The organism is Mycobacterium sp. E740 (assembly GCF_001672895.1).
GTDB lineage: Bacteria > Actinomycetota > Actinomycetes > Mycobacteriales > Mycobacteriaceae > Mycobacterium.
In genome coordinates this window covers 41,057-57,481 of record NZ_LZKP01000031.1, presented here as the reverse complement: position 1 = coordinate 57,481, position 16,425 = coordinate 41,057, and the positions used below count along the sequence as shown (strand labels likewise).

Here is a 16,425-nt window from a genome sequence, read left to right as displayed (position 1 = left end):
ACGGTCTCGTCGCTCGCGGCCGGGCATCTGACCCTGGTGCCCGCGCTACGCGAGGCGCTCGCCGAAGTCGGTCGGCCCGACATCATGATCGTGGTCGGCGGTGTCATCCCGCCGGGTGACTTCGACGAGCTCTACGCCGCGGGCGCGACGGCGATCTTCCCGCCCGGCACGGTGATCGCCGACGCCGCAATCGGTCTGCTGCACAAGCTGGCCGACCGACTTCGGCGAGCGCCTCGCGTAGCGCGGGCACCAGGGTCAGATGCCCGGCCGCGAGCGACGAGACCCCGACGACGTGCACATCGTTGTCGGCGGCCTGCCGGGCGACCTCTTCGGGGGTGGAGAACAGCGAACCGACGTCGACGTCGAAGCCGATGTCGGCGAACGCGGTCGCGATCACCTTCTGGCCGCGGTCGTGACCGTCCTGGCCCATCTTCGCGATGAGGATGCGGGGTTGGCGGCCGTCGGCCTCGGCGAACTTCTGCACGAGGTCGGTTGCTTGCGTGATGTTGCTGATCCCACTACCCCCCATCTCGTCGCGGTAGACGCCGGCGATCGTCCGGATCTCGGCGACGTGGCGCCCGTAGACCTTCTCCAGCGCATCGGAGATCTCGCCGACGGTGGCCTTGGCCCGCGCGGCGTCGATGGCCAGCGCCAGCAGGTTGTTGCCGAGCCCGTCGGCGCCGGCGGGCTCCTGGGTGCTCGCCGCACGGCTCAACTCGGCGAGCGCGGCGTCGACAGCGGCCTGATCACGTTCTGCCCGAAGCTGTTCGAGCTTGGCGATCTGCTCGGCACGCACGCGGCTGTTCTCGACCTTGAGCACCTCGACCTCGTGGTCCTCGTCGACCTGGTACTTGTTCACGCCGATCACGGTCTGCTGGCCGGAGTCGATGCGGGCCTGCGTGCGGGCCGCCGCCTCCTCGATGCGCAGTTTCGGGATGCCGTCGGAGATCGCCTGCGCCATCCCGCCGTGCTCGACGACCTCGCCGATGTGCATCCGCGCGGCGGTCGCCAACTGATGGGTCAGCCACTCGACGTAGTACGAGCCGCCCCACGGATCGATGGGCCTGGTGGTGCCGGACTCCTGCTGCAGCACCAGCTGGGTGTTGCGGGCGATGCGGGCCGAGAAGTCCGTCGGCAGCGCGAGCGCCTCGTCGAGCGCGTTGGTGTGCAGCGACTGGGTGTGCCCCTGCGTCGCGGCCATCGCCTCGATGCAGGTGCGTGCGACGTTGTTGAACGGGTCCTGCGCGGTCAACGACCAGCCCGAAGTCTGCGAATGAGTGCGCAGCGACCTGGATTTTGGGCTTTCGGGTTCAAATTCCGCGACCAACTCGCTCCACAGCAGCCGGCCCGCGCGCAGCTTGGCGACCTCCATGAAGAAGTTCATGCCGATGCCCCAGAAGAACGACAGCCGCGGCGCGAACTTGTCGACGTCCAACCCGGCTTCCAAACCGGCCTTGATGTACTCCACACCGTCGGCCAGCGTATAGGCCAACTCGAGATCGGCTGTGGCGCCCGCTTCCTGGATGTGGTAGCCCGAGATCGAGATGGAGTTGAACTTGGGCATCTTGGCGCTGGTGTAGCCGAAGATGTCGGAGATGATGCGCATCGACTCCCGTGGCGGGTAGATGTACGTGTTGCGCACCATGAACTCTTTGAGGATGTCGTTCTGGATGGTGCCGGCCAGCTTCTCCGGCGGCACACCCTGCTCCTCGGCGGCGACGACGTAGAGGGCCAGGATCGGCAGCACGGCGCCGTTCATCGTCATCGAGACCGAGACCGTGGAAAGGTCGATGCCGTCGAAGAGCTGGCGCATGTCGAGAATGGAATCGATTGCCACGCCGGCCATTCCGACGTCGCCCTGCACTCTCGGATGATCCGAGTCATAGCCGCGGTGGGTGGCCAGGTCGAACGCCACCGACAGGCCTTTCTGACCCGCCGCCAGATTGCGCCGGTAGAAGGCGTTGGACTCCGCGGCGGTGGAGAAGCCGGCGTACTGCCGGATGGTCCACGGCTGGTTCACATACATCGTCGGGTACGGGCCCCGCACGAAAGGCGGTTCGCCCGGGAACGAGTCGAGCGGATAGCCGCCGGCGACCGCCGCCTCGCGGTCGGCCCCGATGTAGACCGGCTTGACGTCGATGCCCTCCGGCGTCTCCCAGTTCACCTGGTCGGCGCTGTACCCGTGCGCCGTCGCGGCGGCCTCGACATGAGCGGTGACCGCGGCCTCCGTCGGCGCCTCGGCAGCGCCTTCTTCGTTCAGCGGGACGTCGGCGAAGCTGCCGATGTCCTTGCCGATCCCAGCTGTGGCAGTCATCTCAGGCCCCCAATCTGGTGAGCAGGTCCGACAATGTCTCGACCGCATCGATCTTCGCGGTGAGGTAGCCGTCTGGTTTCGAATGCGCCTCTGCGACAGCCTTTTCCGGTCCGGCAAGCAAGATGTAGGAAACGCCGGCCGCGCGGGCAGAGTCGACGGCGGCGGAGGCTTCCGTCGCGTAACGGGCGTCAGTACCGCAGATGACCGCGACCGCCGGAGGGCCGCCGTGCGCTTCGGTCACCGCCTCGATGCCGCCCGACGCGAGCAGGTTGGTGGCGAACGTGGTGCGGATGTTGTGCTCGGCGAGCGGGCCGAGCGGCAGCAGCAGCACCGCCGGCCTGGCGCCGGTCTTCTCGAAGACAGCGTCCGAGCGGTCCCGAAGGGCCTCGAACCCGGCCGCATAGCGCGCCACGCCCGACAGCGGATCCCCTTGTGGCAGAACCGGTTCGGCGAGGTTGGGAAACTCGTTCACGCCCGTCACCGCGGTGCGCCGGTGGGCGATGTCGTCGGCTCGCTTGGCGGCCACCTCGGCGATCTGGTCCGTCACATAGCCGACCGCCTCGGTGAAACCACCGCGGGACTCGATGTCCTGGAAGCGCTTCCACGCCTGCCCGGCGAGCTCCTCGGTGAGGTCTTCGACGTGCCAGGACCCCGCCGCCGGGTCGAGGACTCGACCCAGGTGCGACTCCTCGAGCAGTAACAGTTGGGTGTTTCTGGCCATCCGCCGGGCGAAGCTGGGCGCCGTGCCCGGGAAGCCGCCCTCGATCGCGACGTCGAACGGGTGGACATGGACGGTGTCAGCGCCGCCGATCCCCGCCGAGAACGCCGCCAACGTGGTGCGCAGCATGTTCACCCAGGGATCGCGCTTGGTCATCATCGGCAGTGACGTCACGGCGTGCACGGTCACCGCCCCGTGTTCCGGCGCACCGACCACCTCGGCGACCCGGGCCCACAGCCGCCGCAGAGCGCGCAGCTTGGCGATCGTCATGAACTGGTCGTCATCAGCGGTGACCCGGAAGCTGATCTGGCCCAGGGCATCCGAAAGGGCAATACCGCTTCGCCCGAGCAGCCGCAGATAGTCGACACCGGCGGCCACCACGCCCGCCAATTCCCAGGAAGCGCTGGCGCCGCGGTTGTGGAACGCGGGGCCGTCCACCGTGACGGCTCGCACGCGGCCGTTGTGCTCACCCAGCTTCGACGCAGTCCCGACGACATCATCGATCTCCGGTGCCTGCCGCTCGCTCAGCGGGGCGGTCAGCGGATCGGCCCCGAAGTCGATCGACAACCGGGACCGCTGATCGGCATCCAGGTCGTTCAGCAGGCCGAGCACCCGGTCAGCTGCGGAAACATAGTCCGGCCCGGCGACGTCGAAGACCACCGGAACGAGATCGAGGTAGACGCCCTCCAACAGCCGGTGCAGGTCGGCTGCCGCCACTCCCGAGGGTCCGCCGACGCGGAGTGCGAGCGCGCTGACCCCCTCGGTGAGGCCGAGCAGGATCGCGCCGTTGTGCTCGGCCACGCTTCCCGACCCGTTCGCCGGAAACGCCTCGGCGACTCTCCAACCCACCTTGACGTCGCGCAGTGCGTCGCCACCGCGGACGAACGGCCATCGGCCGGGCAGCGGCGGTTCGGGCAGGGCGTCCAAATCGGTGTACAGGGGCCGGATCGCGAAGCCGTCGTAAGTCGGCGAATCCAGCAGGCGCTCGGGTTCGGCGGGCAGATCGGCGGGATCCGTGCGGGTGCTCTTTGCCAGCACCCCGGCAACCGCTGAGCGCCAACGTTCTCGATCGGCCTCGACCGCAGTGGGTTTCTGCACGATCATCAGGCTAAATGATCGCGATCACACGGTCCTGCGCCGGGCAGCCGACTCGAGCACGCGCGGGCAGGTCTCTTCGGCGCTCGTTCCGTAGTCTGGTTAGACGTGAACACCGTCGTCAGCACCCTGCGCGCGGTCCGCAGCGCAGTGGGTGCGACGCTCGCCGGCGTCTCCCGGCTGCGGCTGGCCGCCTCGCTGGTGGTGATTGTGATTCTCGTCGCAGTGGCGGTACTGGTCCCGCTGCCGACGGCGGTGGAGTTGCGCGACTGGGCCACCTCGGTGGGTCCGTGGTTCCCGCTGGCGTTCCTGGGCGCGCACATCGTGGTGACGGTGTTCCCCTTCCCCCGCACCGCCTTCACCCTTGCCGCGGGCCTGTTGTTCGGTCCCGTGCTCGGCATCCCACTGGCCGTGACGGCCGCGACGATCAGCGCGGTGCTGGCGCTGCTGCTGGTGCGTGCGCTCGGCCTGCAATTCAACCGGGTGCTGCACCACCCGCGGATCGAGTCGCTGGATGCACGGTTGAGCCAACGCGGTTGGCCGACAGTCGTTTCCATGCGGCTGATCCCGGCCGTCCCGTTCTCGGTGCTCAACTACGCGGCGGGAGCCTCATCGGTGCGTGTGGTGCCGTACTCGCTGGCCACCGTCGCCGGGCTGCTGCCCGGCACCGCGGCAGTGGTCATCCTCGGCGACGCGCTCACCGGGAACGTCAGCCCGCTGCTCGTGCTGATCTCGCTGTGCACGGCGGCTGTCGGCGTGGCCGGCCTGAGCTACGAGATCCGGCTGCACCGGCGGCATCACCGGGAGTCTCAGGGCGCATCGAGCTGAGGTGGCGAGTAGCGCGGCCCTTCTACCGGGGTGCGCGCCTCCGCCTCCGCCTTCGCCACCGCCTGCGCGATCGCCGGGTCGGTGTCGGTGGAAAACCAGTCGGCGACTTCGGCTTCGTCGTCGCCCTTGGGCGGGGTGTCGTCGACCGGAGACGGCGTGTAGCGGTACACCCCGTCCTCGCCGGGAGCGCCGAGCAGCTTGGTGAAGCCCTGTAGCGCCGAACCGAAATCGCTGGGCACCAGCCACACCTTGTTCGCCTCGCCCTTGGCCATCTGCGGCAGCGTCTGCAGGTACTGGTAGGCCAGCATCTCCGGCGTCGGCCGGCCCGCCTTGATCGCGGCGAAGGTCTTCTCGATGGCCTTGGCTTGGCCTTGCGCCTGCAGGTAGGCGGCCGCGCGTTCACCCTGTGCGCGCAGCATGCGCGACTGCCGGTCGGCCTCGGCGGCCAGGATCGCGGCCTGCTTGGCGCCTTCGGCCGCCAGGATCTGCGCCTGCTTCTGGCCTTCGGCCTGCTTGATCGAGGCTTCCCGGTTGCCCTCGGCGGTCAGGATCATCGCGCGCTTCTCGCGGTCGGCGCGCATCTGCTTCTCCATCGAGTCCTGGATCGATGGCGGCGGATCGATGCTGCGCAGCTCGACGCGCGCCACCCGCAAACCCCACCGGCCCGTGGCCTCGTCGAGCACGCCGCGCAGCTGGCCGTTGATCGAGTCACGCGATGTCAGCGTCTGCTCGAGTGTCATGCCGCCGACCACGTTGCGCAGCGTCGTGGTGGTCAGCTGTTCGACGCCGACGATGTAGTTGCTGATCTGGTAGACGGCGGCCTGTGGGTTGGTGACCTGGAAGTAGACCACGGTGTCGATGTTGACGGTGAGGTTGTCCTCGGTGATCACCGGCTGGGGCGGGAACGACACCACCCGCTCGCGCAGGTCGACGCGCGCCCGGATCCGGTCGATGAAGGGCAGCAGCAGGGTCAGCTGGCCGGACACGGTCTTGCTGTAGCGACCGAGCCGCTCGATCACCGCCGCTTCGGCCTGCGGTATCAGCGCCACCGACTTGGCGACGATGATGACGGCGAACAGCACGAGCACGCCGAGGAGGACGAGGCCGGCAACGGCACCTTCCATGACGGTTCCTTCCTAGACGACTTTCTGGACGACGGCGGTGGCGCCGTCGATCTGGACGACGGTCACGTGGTCGCCTGGTTCGTAGACATCGTTCTCGTTGAGCGGGCGCGCCGTCCACACCTCGCCGTCGAGTTTGACCTGCCCCTCGTGCCGCGCCACCCGATCGAGCACCAGCGCGCTCTTGCCCTCGAGCGCCTTGGCCGGGTCGGGCAGGCCGGTGCCCGCGCGGAAATGCCTGCGCAGCGCTGGGCGCACCACAACCAGCAGCAGCAGCGAAACCACGGCGAACACCGCGCCGTGAATCCACAGCTCGTCGAACAGCAGGCTCGACCCGGCAGCCGCCAGCGCTCCGCCGCCGAGCATGAGCAAGAACAGGTCCCCGGTCAGGGCTTCGGCACCGGCGAGTGCCAGCGCGGCGACTAACCAGATCAGCGCGGCGGGCATGATTTCACCCTATCGCGTGACCGACCCCATGCGCGCCGAACAACTACACTGCGACCATCATGTGGTGCCCGAGTGTTTCGCTGTCGGTCTGGGCCAACGCCTGGTTGGCGGGCGCGGCCGCCCCTGACGATGTCCTTGACGCCCTATCCCCCTGGGCGCCAAGGCATTCCGTGACCGCCTATGACTCGGTCGCCGCCGCCGAGACCGGTCTGCCGTGGCCGGATCTCCTCGACTCAGCCGCGATGTCGCTGCTGCAGACAGTGCGCAGCGCGGCGGGTCCCGGCATGACGGCACCGGCGATCCGGTTGACCCTGCCGGTCCCCGGCGACGTCCGCGGCCTGCCCGCCGGCACGCAGTTCCAGCGCGACGCGGTGACCGCCGGCGAGGCGATGATCGTCTCCGGTGCCGGATCGATCGGCCTGGTGCCGGAATTCGAGTACGACGAACCCGACCTGATGTCGTGGACGGTGTACTCGGTTCCCACCGGCCTGCCGCCCGCCGAACATCTCGACCTCGGCGAAGCCGAGTACGCCCTGCGGTCAGCGGTCCGTTCCGCGGCCGATGCCCTGGGCGCCCTGCGGGCGGGCGCGGCCGACATCGACGTGGCGGATCCGCGCGCGCTCGTCGAGGAGACGCTGGAATCGACCCGCGCGCACCGGTTTCCCGATCACGCACCGAGCCGGGCGCTGCGGGTGCTGGAGAACGCCGCCCACGTCGATGCGATCATCTCGGTCAGCAGCGAGCTCATTCCGATCGGCCTGCACAGCTCCACCGAGGTGCAGCTCGCCAGCGATGCCCTGCGGCCCCTGTCGTCGGTGGTGCGTTCCGCGCGCCTCGCGGCAGTCGACGTGATCCTGCACTCGCCGTGGGGCGGTTAACGCTCGCAGGCCGGCGTGCATAACGCGCCGTCGACCGAGTAGCCCTGCAGCGGTGGCGCATCGGCTCCCGCCACTCGTTTCGGAGCGCGGCCCTCGCGTAACTCGGCGAGCAGGTCGGCGGCCACTCCCGCCAGGCCGGCGTTGGGTGTCGCAGCTCTGGCGAACGCCAGTCCGGCCTGTTCAGCTTGGCGGCGCAGCTCGTGATCGAGGTCCCAGACCACCTCGATGTGGTCGGCGACGAAACCGATCGGACAGACGATCACGCCCGCGGTCCCGCGTTCGGCGAGCCGCGACAAATGGTCGCCCACATCGGGTTCCAGCCAGGGCACCTGCGGTGGCCCCGAGCGCGACTGCCACACCTGGTCGTATTCTTCGAAGCCCGCCGCGGCCGCGACCAACTTCGAGGCGTACGCCACCTGGCGCTCGTACAGCTCTGTGCCACAACGTGATCGAGCAGAAAGCGGAATCGAGTGAGCGGTGAACACCAGGCGAGCGCCCGCCGGAACCGTCCGCGCGGCCTCGGTGACCGCATCGGCGAACATCTGCACGAACAGCGGATGGTCGAAATATTGGCGCAGTTTGATCAGCTCAGGGGCTGAGGCCCCCGCCGCCTGCCGTCCTCGCGCGATGTCCTCGACGTACTGGGTGCAGCTCGAGTACCCGCCCCACGCCGACGTGGTGAACACCGCTGCGCGGCGCACGCCGTCGTCGCGCATGGCGGCGACGGTGTCCTCGACGTACGGCGCCCAGTTGCGGTTGCCGAAGTACACCGGCAGGTCGACGAGCGTGCGCAACCGCTCGATGACCGCCCGGTTGATGTCGTTGATCGGCGACTTGCCGCCGAAGTGCAGATAGTGTTCGGCGACTGCGGCCAACCGCTCGCGCGGGATTCCGCGGCCCCGAGTCACGTTCTCCAAGAACGGGATCACGTCCTCGGGACGCTCGGGGCCGCCGAACGAGAGCAGCAGGACGGCCTGTATGTCCATGCCTACAGCAGCTGCGTGCTGGCGCCACCGTCGGCGTAGATTACGGTTCCCGTCGTGGCCGGCAGCCATTCCGAGACCAGGGCGAGCACGGTCTTGGCCACCGGGGTCGGATCCTTCATGTTCCAGCCCAGCGGTGCGCGTTGATCCCAGCCCTCTTCCAGCAGCTTGATCTGGTCGCCGGCGTCGTCACCCAGCGCGCCGCCGACGATCGCGCTCATCGCGAGCGTCCGGATCGGTCCGGCGGCAACAAGATTCGAGCGCACGCCGTACGGACCGGCCTCGCGCGCGACGAACCGGTTGACCGACTCCAGCGCGCTCTTGGCCACCGTCATCCAGTTGTAGGCGGGCATCGCCCTCGTCGGGTCGAAGTCCATACCGACGATGCCGCCGCCCCGATTCATGATCGGCAGCAACGCTTTTGCCAACGAGGCGTACGAGTACGCCGAGATGTGGATGCCCTTCGCCACGTCCTCGTAGGGTGCGTCGAAGAACGGGTTGATGCCCATGCCCGACTGCGGCATGTAGCCGATCGAGTGCACTACACCATCGAGCTTGTTGCCCTCGCCGATCACCTCGGTCACCCGGTCGGCCAGGGAGTCCAGGTGCTCGGAGTTCTGCACGTCGAGTTCCAGCAGTGGAGCCGGCTTCGGAAGCCGGTCGGCGATCCGCTGGATCAGCTTCAGCCGGTCGAACCCGGTGAGGACCAGCTCCGCGCCCTCCTCCTGTGCGACTCGCGCGATGTGGAACGCGATCGAGGAGTCGGTGATGATCCCCGTGACGAGGATGCGCTTGCCTTCGAGAAACCCTGCCATGTCTGTCCTATCGCTTGTTTGTCGCTAGTGGCCCATGCCCATGCCGCCGTCGACGGGGATGACGGCGCCGGCGATGTAGGTCGCATCTTCGGAGGCCAGGAAGCTGACCGCCCCGGCGACTTCTTCGGCGGTGCCGACCCGCTTCGCGGGGATGAATTCCAATGCTCCGGCCTGGATCCGCTCGTCGAGCGCGCGGGTCATCTCGGTGTCGATGTAGCCCGGAGCGACGACGTTGGCGGTGACGCCGGCTTTGGACAGTTCCCTTGAGATCGAGCGGGCCATGCCGATCAGCCCGGCCTTGGCGGCCGCGTAGTTCGCCTGGTTGCCGATGCCCCACATGCCGGAGACCGAACCGATGAAGATGATCCGGCCGAACCGCTTGCGCTGCATGCTGCGCGACGCGCGCTGTGCCACTCGGAACGCCCCGGTGAGGTTGGCGTTGATCACCTCGGTGAACCGCTCCTCCGTCATCCGCATGAGGAACGCGTCCTTCGAGATTCCGGCGTTGGACACCAGCACCTCGACCGGGCCCTGGTGTTCCTCGACCTCTGTGAAGGCGCGGTCGACGGCGTCGTTGTCGGTGACGTCGCATTCGACGCCGAACAGCCCCTCGGGTGCGCCGGAACCGCGGTGTGTGACGGCCACCTTGTGACCGTCGGCGGCGAGCCGCTGGGCGATGGCCAGACCGATGCCCCGGTTTCCTCCGGTGACCAGCACCGAGCGCGAGACGAATGGCGGACGAGTCATGCCCGCCAACTTAACGCCTGACATGCTTTCTTAAGAAATCGCCTTAGCCGCGCTCACAGCGGCAGCCGGCGGTTGATCAGCAGGCTCGCCACGGCCGCGACGGCCGCGACGAGAGCGCCGAGCCGCAGCCAGCCGGTCGTGGCCTCGCCGCGGACGGTCTCGTAGCCGATCTGGTCCTGCAGCGTGGTGTAGACCTTGTTCAACTCCTCGAGGTTGGAGGCGGTGTAGGAGTCGCCCCCGGAGAGCTGCGCGATCTTCTTCATGCCCGAGTCGTCGACGGGCACCGGGACGCGCTCGTTGTTGACCTCGACCGACCCGTTCGGAGTTCCGAAGGAGATCGTCGAGATCGGCACGCCTTGGTCTTTGGCGGCCCGCGCCGCGGTGAACGCGCCCTTCGGGTTGTCCGGGTTCGACGGCACCGTTTCCTTGCCGTCGGAGAACAGGACGATGCGCGCGGGCGGTGGCGAGTCGCCGCCGCCGATCACCGCACCGACGGTGGATATCGATGACAGCGCCGTGAAAATGGCCTCTCCCGTCGCGGTGCGGTCGGCCACCTGAAGGTTGTCGATGGCGCGCTTGCTCGCATCGCGGTTGGTGGTCGGAGAGACCAGCACCGTGGCGGTGCCGGCGTAGGCGATCACCCCGAGATTGATACCGGGCGTGAGCTCGTCGACGAACTTCTTCGATGCCTCCTGTGCCGCGGCCAGCCGGGTGGGCTCGATGTCGGTGGCGCGCATGGATTGCGACACATCCATGACGAGCATCACGACCGCGCGGTTTCTCGGCAGCCGTTTGTCGTGGGTCGGGCCGGCCAGCGCAATCGTGAACAGCAGCAACGCAATTGCCAGCAACGCGGCCGGAACGTGCCGCCACCGGCTCGGGCGCCTCGTGGCCACGCTGTCCAGCAGCTCGGTGTTGGCGAACTTCTGCAGTCGCCGGCGCCGGGCTGCTTGCGCAGCGAGGTAGAGCCCGACCAGCACCGCCAGCACGACGACGAACAGCAGGAACCACCAGAGGTGCTGAAATCCGGTCAGCGATACCGGCCCCAGCAGCGGAAGCGTCATCTCGTCATTCCTCGCGAGTCAGTTCGGCAGGCGGCGGTTGATGGCCAGCGCCGCGAGCGTCGCCAACGCCAGCGCCAGCGCCCCCAGCCGCAGCCAACCGACACTGGCGTCGCCCCTGATCGTCTCGTAGCCGATCTGCTGCTGCAGGTTGGCGTAGACCTCGCGCAGCTGTTCGAGGCTGGACGCGCTGAAGGATTCGCCGCCGGACAATTCGGCGATCTTCTTGAGCGTCTCGTCGTCGACGGGCACCGGCTGGCGCTGGTCGTTGATCTCGACGTAGCCGTACGGCGTACCGAACGAGATCGTCGAGATCGGCACACCCTGATCCTTGGCGGTGCGCGCCGCGGTGTAGGCGCCCTTCGGGTTGTCCGGGTTCGACGGCACCGTCTCCTTGCCGTCGGAGAACAACACGATGCGCGCCGGCGGCGGTTCGTCGCCGCCGCCGATCACCGCGCCGACGGTGGCGATCGCCTGCAGCGCGGTGAAAATCCCCTCCCCCGTGGCGGTTCGATCGGCGAACTGGAGTTTGTCGATCGCCGCCTTGGTCGCCTCACGGCCGGTGGTCGGCGAGACCAGCACGGTCGCGGTGCCGGCGTAGGAGATCAGGCCGAGGTTGATACCGGGAGTGAGCTCGTCGGCGAACTGCTTGGATGCCTCCTGCGCCGCCGTCATCCGGTTCGGCGGGACGTCGGTGGCCCGCATCGACTGCGACACGTCGATCACGAGCATCACCACCGCGCGGTTACGCGGGATGCGCACGTCGTGCGTCGGACCGGCCATTGCAACGGTGAAGAACACCAGCGCGAGCACGAGCAGGATCGCGGGCAGATGCCGCCAACGGGTAGGACGTTGCGGCGCAACGCTTTCCAACAACTCCATGTTGGCGAACCGCAGCATCCGCCGGTGCCGGGCCAGCTGGACGGCGACGTAGAGCCCGACGATGCCGAGCACGACGAGCAGGAACAGGAAGAACCAAGCGTTTTCGAAGCCCGACAGTGTGATCGGGCCGAGCAACGGCAATGTCACGCCCGGCCCGCCAGCGCGCCTCGTCTGCGGTTGGCGACGAACCGGACGACGTCGGCGATCCAGTCGCGGTCGGTGCGCAACGTCAGCAGTGGCGCATCGCATCGCCGCAGCGTCCTGGCCACCTCCGCGCGGTGGGCGCTGGCAGCCCGCTCGAAGTCGTCGCGCAACTGCTCGTCGATGGTGAACTCGCGCGTCGCCCCGGTCTCGGCGTCCTGCAGGACGACGTCGCCGACGGGCGGCAGCTCGACGTCGCGCGGGTCGAGAATCTCGATGCCGAGCACCTCGTGGCGGCCGGCGATCGCCCGCAGCGGACGCATCCAGTTGATCGGGCCGAGGAAGTCGCTGATGATCACCGCCATCCCGCGCCGGCGCTCCGGCCTGCGCAGGGCGTCGATGGCGGCGGACAGATCGCCGCGGACGCCGGCCGGCGCCTTGGGCATCGTCGCGATGGCGCGCAGCATCTCCTGCTCGTGCATCCGCCCCGAGAGCGCCGGCACCCGGCGCACGGTGTCGCCGTTGGCGATGATCGCGCCGATCCGGTTGCCGCCGCCGCTGTTGAGGAACGTGATCGCCGCCGCGGCGGCCACCGCGAGATCACGCTTCTCGCAACCGGTGGTGCCGAAATCGAGACTGGCCGACATGTCCACGACCAGCCAGGTCTCGAGCTCACGGTCGGCGATCATCTGCCGCACGTGCGGATGCGTGGTGCGGGCCGTCACCGACCAGTCCATCCTGCGCACGTCGTCGCCGGGCTGGTAGAGCCGCGACTCCCCCGGCTCGGAACCCGGGCCGGGCAGCAGCCCGAGATGGTCGCCGTGCAGCACGCCGTCGAGCTTGCGACGGACCGTCAGCTCGAGCTTGCGCAGCGCCGCGCTCAGCGCGGGATCGCGGATCTCGCCGCGCTTCAGCGACGGCAGATCGACCCTGCGTCGGGAACTGGTCACCGATTGCTGGCCGCACCAGCGGCGGCGGGCACGACGGGCGGCACCGAATGACCTTGCTGCGGAATGGCATTCACCTGCGGGAGGGCCACGGTCTGCAGGATGCGGTTGATCACGGTCTCGGCGGAGATCTCGTCGGCCAACGCGTCGTAGGTCAACACCAACCGGTGCCGCAGCACGTCGGGGATGACCTCGACGACGTCCTGCGGGATCACGTAGTCGCGTCCGCGCACCAGCGCCAGCGCACGCGCCGCCGCGATGATGCCGAGCGATGCGCGCGGTGACGCGCCGTAGGCGATCCAGGCCTTGGCGTCGGGCATCCCGAACTTCTCGGGATGCCGGGTCGCGGTCACCACCCGCACCACGTAGTCGACGAGCGCGTGGTGCACGAAGTTGTTGGCCGCGACGTCCTGCAGGCGCAGCAGGTCACCGGGGGCGAGGATCTGCTTGGGCTCCGGTGGCTTTACGCCCATCCGGTAGATGATCTCGCGCTCTTCTTCCGGCGATGGGTAGTCGATGTTGAGCTTGAACAGGAAGCGGTCGCGCTGGGCCTCGGGCAGCGCGTACACGCCTTCCTGCTCGATCGGGTTCTGGGTTGCCATGACCAGGAACGGCTGGGGCAGCGGGAAGGTCTTGCCGCCGATCGAGATCTTGCGTTCTGCCATGACCTCCAGCAGCGCCGACTGCACTTTGGCCGGGGCGCGGTTGATCTCGTCAGCCAATAGGAAGTTGACCACGACGGGGCCGAGTTCGATGTCGAACTCCTCCTTGCCCTGCCGGTAGATGCGGGTACCGATGATGTCGGTGGGCACCAGGTCGGGGGTGAACTGGATACGCGCGAACGTACCGCCCACGACTTTGGCGAACGTCTCGACCGCCAGCGTCTTGGCCACACCCGGCACGCCCTCGAGCAGCACGTGGCCTTTGGCGAGCAGTCCGACCAGCATGCGCTCGACCAGTTGGTCCTGGCCCACGATGATCCGCTTGACCTCGAAGACGGCCCGTTCGAGCGTGTGGACCTCCTGCTGCAGACCGCCGTTCTGGTACCCCTGTGCCGGTGCCTGGCCCGGATAGCCCGCACCCCCCTGCGGCGGCCCACTCGGTGACGTCATCAACGTTCCTTCCACATAACTCGCTGGTCATAGCGGCGCGGCCCGGTCCGGGCCGCACACACGCCGTCAACTATTCCAGGCACAGGGTGATCCGTCGACGTTGCCCGGAACCTTCAGGGTCGCCTCAGGTTGAGCTCAGGATTCGATGATTCGCGCCACGTAAGGCTGCAGGCCCGACTGCCGCACCGGGCTCGCCGTCACCTTGCCCGCGCTGCCCGAGGCCTCGAGCATCTGGCCGCCGCCGAGATAGAGCGCGACGTGCTGGCTGCCGCCGGGGCCCCAGAACAGGAGGTCGCCGCGCTTGGCCTGCGACGTCGGCACCTTGCGACCGGTGTTGTACTGGTCGCCGGAGTACTTGGGGATCAGCACCCCGACGCCCGCGAACGAGTACTGGGTGAGGCCCGAGCAGTCGAAGCCCACCGTGTTGGCGCCCGACTCTATGCCGCGGGTGGGCCCGGTGGGTTTGCCGCCACCCCACGAATACGGCACGCCCATCTGTGCGGCGCCGCGGCGGATCACGTACTCGATCGCCTGCGGACCGCGGACCCGGCCGGGGGCGACGCTGGCCGCCGCCTCGGGGGGCGGAGCCAGCCCCAGCGTGGCCAGGAACTTGCGGCCCAGGCCCATCGTCGCCTCGGTGGCCTGCGCGGTCGCCGCCAGCGATGCGTTGGCGATCGCGAGCGGGTCGCCCGGCGCGCCCGCGCTGAGCAGCTTCGGCAGCGTGGGGTCCCACTGGCCGTCCTCGGGCGCCGACGCAGCCGGCGTCGCCAGCCCGACCGTCAGCGCCAGGGCGGCGACCAGTAGCGCACAACCACGCAGGAAGCGAGTCAGCTTGGAGCGCAAGGTTTTCCTGTTCCTCCCGTTGATGTCCACCGTCACCATTCGATGAGACGGGTCGCGTACGGAGTCATGCCGCTGGTACGCACCGGGGACACCTTGACCGTCGATCCGGTGTAGGGCGCTTCGAGCATCTGCCCGTCACCGAGGTACAGGGCCACGTGCTGGCTGGCGTTGGGGCCCCAGAACAACATGTCGCCACGCCGCATCTGCGACGACGGGACCTTGCGGCCGGCGTTGTACTGCGAGCCCGAGTAGTGGTCGAGCTTGATTCCGACGCCGGCGAACGCGTAGAGCATCAGGCCGGAGCAGTCGAATCCGACTGTGCCCGCGCCGGAGTCGATGCCCAGACTGGGCCCGGCGGCGTTGCCGCCGCCCCACGAGTACGGCACGCCCATCTGCGACATCGCGCGCTTGATCACGTACTCGGTGGCCTGCCTGCCGTACACCCGGGGAATCGCACCGTTGTTGAAGCCTGTCGAGGCGGCCGCCGGCGGAGGCAGTATCCCCAGCGTCTGCAGGAACTTGCGGCCAAGGTCCTGGGTGACCTGCGTCGAGGTCGAGGCGATCCCGAGCACCGTGTTGATGATCGCGATCGGGTCGCCGCTGACGAACGCGCTGGGAATCGCCGGCAGCGTGGGATCCCAGCCCGTGGCCCAGTTGCCGGGGCCGGCGTCGCGGCCCTGGGGCGCCCGGTCCCAGTTGGGGTTCGCCGGTGTCGCTGCCGCCGCCGGTTGCGCAGGCGGACCTGCCGCCGGCGCGGCCGTCGTGCGCGCCGCGGCCAGCTTGGCCTGGGCGGCGGATCGCTCGGCGGTCAGCTTGTCGAGTTCGACCTGCTGCGTCCGGAACGTCTCCTGGGCGTCGGTGAGCGCCGAAACCGCCGACTTCTGGCTGGCTTCCGCGTCGGCGACGGCCTTGTCGGCGTTCTGCTTGGCCAACCTCGCCGCGGAGTCGCGGTTGACCTGCTCGGTGCGGGCGCGCTGCAGATCGGCGATCACCTTCTGCGAGCTGAGCGACAACGTCTGCCCGGCGGCGGCGGTCTTGACGATCTCCGCGGGATCGCTCGCGGTCAGATACGAGTCGGAGGGCCCGTTGACGTAGGTCGCGGCGGCGAAGGAGTCGAACCTCTTCTGGGCCTGCTCGATCGCGATGTTGGCGTCGGCGACACGCTGGCGGCTCGCGTCGACCTCGCGCTGCGCGGCATCGGCGTTGTCCCGCGCGGTTTGCACGCCCAGGATCGCCTTGTTGACGTTTTCCTGCTGTTGCTGAATCGCTGCGCCGAGGTCTTGCATCTTCTGGTCGGCGTTGGCCACCGCCGCGACCAGCGCGGCGAGGCTGTCCGGGCTGTCCGGTTCCGCCTCGGCCAGACCGGGGGCCGCCGCGACCAGCACTGCCGTTGTGAGCACAGCCGCGCAGAACCGCTCACACGGCCGCGCGGCGGATGCGCCAGGGGTGCGTCTCATCCGACTCAGTTCTCCTATGGCTATCAGGCGAACGTG

At 68.7% G+C, this 16,425-nt stretch carries 14 protein-coding genes and 2 pseudogenes; 3 read left to right on the top strand and 13 right to left on the bottom strand.

Translation table 11 applies throughout. The features are described 5' to 3' along the window. Positions 1–36: 36 nt before the first annotated feature. Positions 37–159 (top strand): annotated as a pseudogene (locus tag A5663_RS23770) (hypothetical protein); the annotation flags it as partial. Between the two features lie 49 nt (positions 160–208). Here A5663_RS23770 and scpA read toward each other — a convergent pair. Together scpA and mutA are read right to left on the bottom strand one after the other, a co-directional pair. Next, a pseudogene (scpA, locus tag A5663_RS03080) lies at positions 209–2,314 on the bottom strand (methylmalonyl-CoA mutase); the annotation flags it as partial. A 1-nt stretch (position 2,315) separates the two neighbouring features. Then, positions 2,316–4,136 carry a methylmalonyl-CoA mutase small subunit gene (gene mutA / locus A5663_RS03075; protein WP_068143749.1) on the bottom strand — a complete coding sequence of 607 codons (1,821 nt, stop codon included), beginning with the start codon at positions 4,134–4,136 and terminating at the stop codon, positions 2,316–2,318. A 99-nt stretch (positions 4,137–4,235) separates the two neighbouring features. Here mutA and A5663_RS03070 point away from each other — a divergent pair, with 99 nt between their 5' ends. Beyond that, positions 4,236–4,955 (top strand): TVP38/TMEM64 family protein, encoded by a 720-nt coding sequence (locus tag A5663_RS03070; protein ID WP_068143747.1) that lies wholly within the window; start codon positions 4,236–4,238, stop codon positions 4,953–4,955. Here A5663_RS03070 and A5663_RS03065 read toward each other — a convergent pair. Next, on the bottom strand, positions 4,937–6,079 hold the full coding sequence (locus A5663_RS03065; protein ID WP_068143745.1) for an SPFH domain-containing protein: 1,143 nt from the start codon (positions 6,077–6,079) through the stop codon (positions 4,937–4,939). The two genes, A5663_RS03070 and A5663_RS03065, sit on opposite strands and share 19 nt — an antisense overlap. 12 nt (positions 6,080–6,091) lie before the next feature. Then, positions 6,092–6,523 (bottom strand): NfeD family protein, encoded by a 432-nt coding sequence (locus A5663_RS03060; RefSeq protein ID WP_068143743.1) that lies wholly within the window; start codon positions 6,521–6,523, stop codon positions 6,092–6,094. Positions 6,524–6,582: 59 nt separating this feature from the next. On the opposite strand from A5663_RS03060, the gene A5663_RS03055 reads away from it, so the two are divergent. Continuing rightward, the gene (locus tag A5663_RS03055; RefSeq protein ID WP_068143741.1) at positions 6,583–7,401 is read left to right on the top strand and encodes a hypothetical protein; all 819 of its coding nucleotides are present in this window, start codon (positions 6,583–6,585) and stop codon (positions 7,399–7,401) included. Here A5663_RS03055 and A5663_RS03050 read toward each other — a convergent pair. The 9 genes from A5663_RS03050 to ripA form a co-directional block, all read right to left on the bottom strand. After that, the gene (locus tag A5663_RS03050; protein WP_068143739.1) at positions 7,398–8,387 is read right to left on the bottom strand and encodes a ferrochelatase; all 990 of its coding nucleotides are present in this window, start codon (positions 8,385–8,387) and stop codon (positions 7,398–7,400) included. The genes A5663_RS03055 and A5663_RS03050 overlap by 4 nt on opposite strands. Positions 8,388–8,389: 2 nt before the next feature. After that, positions 8,390–9,199 (bottom strand): NADH-dependent enoyl-ACP reductase InhA, encoded by an 810-nt coding sequence (gene inhA / locus A5663_RS03045; protein WP_068143737.1) that lies wholly within the window; start codon positions 9,197–9,199, stop codon positions 8,390–8,392. Between the two features lie 24 nt (positions 9,200–9,223). Then, a complete protein-coding gene (gene fabG1 / locus A5663_RS03040; RefSeq protein ID WP_197503271.1) occupies positions 9,224–9,946 on the bottom strand; it encodes a 3-oxoacyl-ACP reductase FabG1 in 723 nt (240 codons plus the stop codon). A 53-nt stretch (positions 9,947–9,999) separates the two neighbouring features. After that, positions 10,000–11,010: a VWA domain-containing protein gene (locus A5663_RS03035; RefSeq protein ID WP_068143734.1), complete on the bottom strand. Its 1,011-nt coding sequence runs from the start codon at positions 11,008–11,010 to the stop codon at positions 10,000–10,002. Between the two features lie 18 nt (positions 11,011–11,028). Then, positions 11,029–12,036 carry a VWA domain-containing protein gene (locus A5663_RS03030; protein WP_068143732.1) on the bottom strand — a complete coding sequence of 336 codons (1,008 nt, stop codon included), beginning with the start codon at positions 12,034–12,036 and terminating at the stop codon, positions 11,029–11,031. Further along, positions 12,033–12,980: a DUF58 domain-containing protein gene (locus A5663_RS03025; RefSeq protein ID WP_068143731.1), complete on the bottom strand. Its 948-nt coding sequence runs from the start codon at positions 12,978–12,980 to the stop codon at positions 12,033–12,035. The genes A5663_RS03030 and A5663_RS03025 overlap by 4 nt, the downstream gene beginning before the upstream one ends. Continuing rightward, a complete protein-coding gene (locus tag A5663_RS03020; RefSeq protein ID WP_068143771.1) occupies positions 12,977–14,089 on the bottom strand; it encodes a MoxR family ATPase in 1,113 nt (370 codons plus the stop codon). The genes A5663_RS03025 and A5663_RS03020 overlap by 4 nt, the downstream gene beginning before the upstream one ends. Positions 14,090–14,224: 135 nt before the next feature. Beyond that, a complete protein-coding gene (ripB, locus tag A5663_RS03015; RefSeq protein WP_369816581.1) occupies positions 14,225–14,920 on the bottom strand; it encodes an NlpC/P60 family peptidoglycan endopeptidase RipB in 696 nt (231 codons plus the stop codon). A 44-nt stretch (positions 14,921–14,964) separates the two neighbouring features. Beyond that, on the bottom strand, positions 14,965–16,389 hold the full coding sequence (gene ripA, locus A5663_RS03010; RefSeq protein WP_068143729.1) for an NlpC/P60 family peptidoglycan endopeptidase RipA: 1,425 nt from the start codon (positions 16,387–16,389) through the stop codon (positions 14,965–14,967). Between the last annotated feature and the right edge of the window lie 36 nt (positions 16,390–16,425).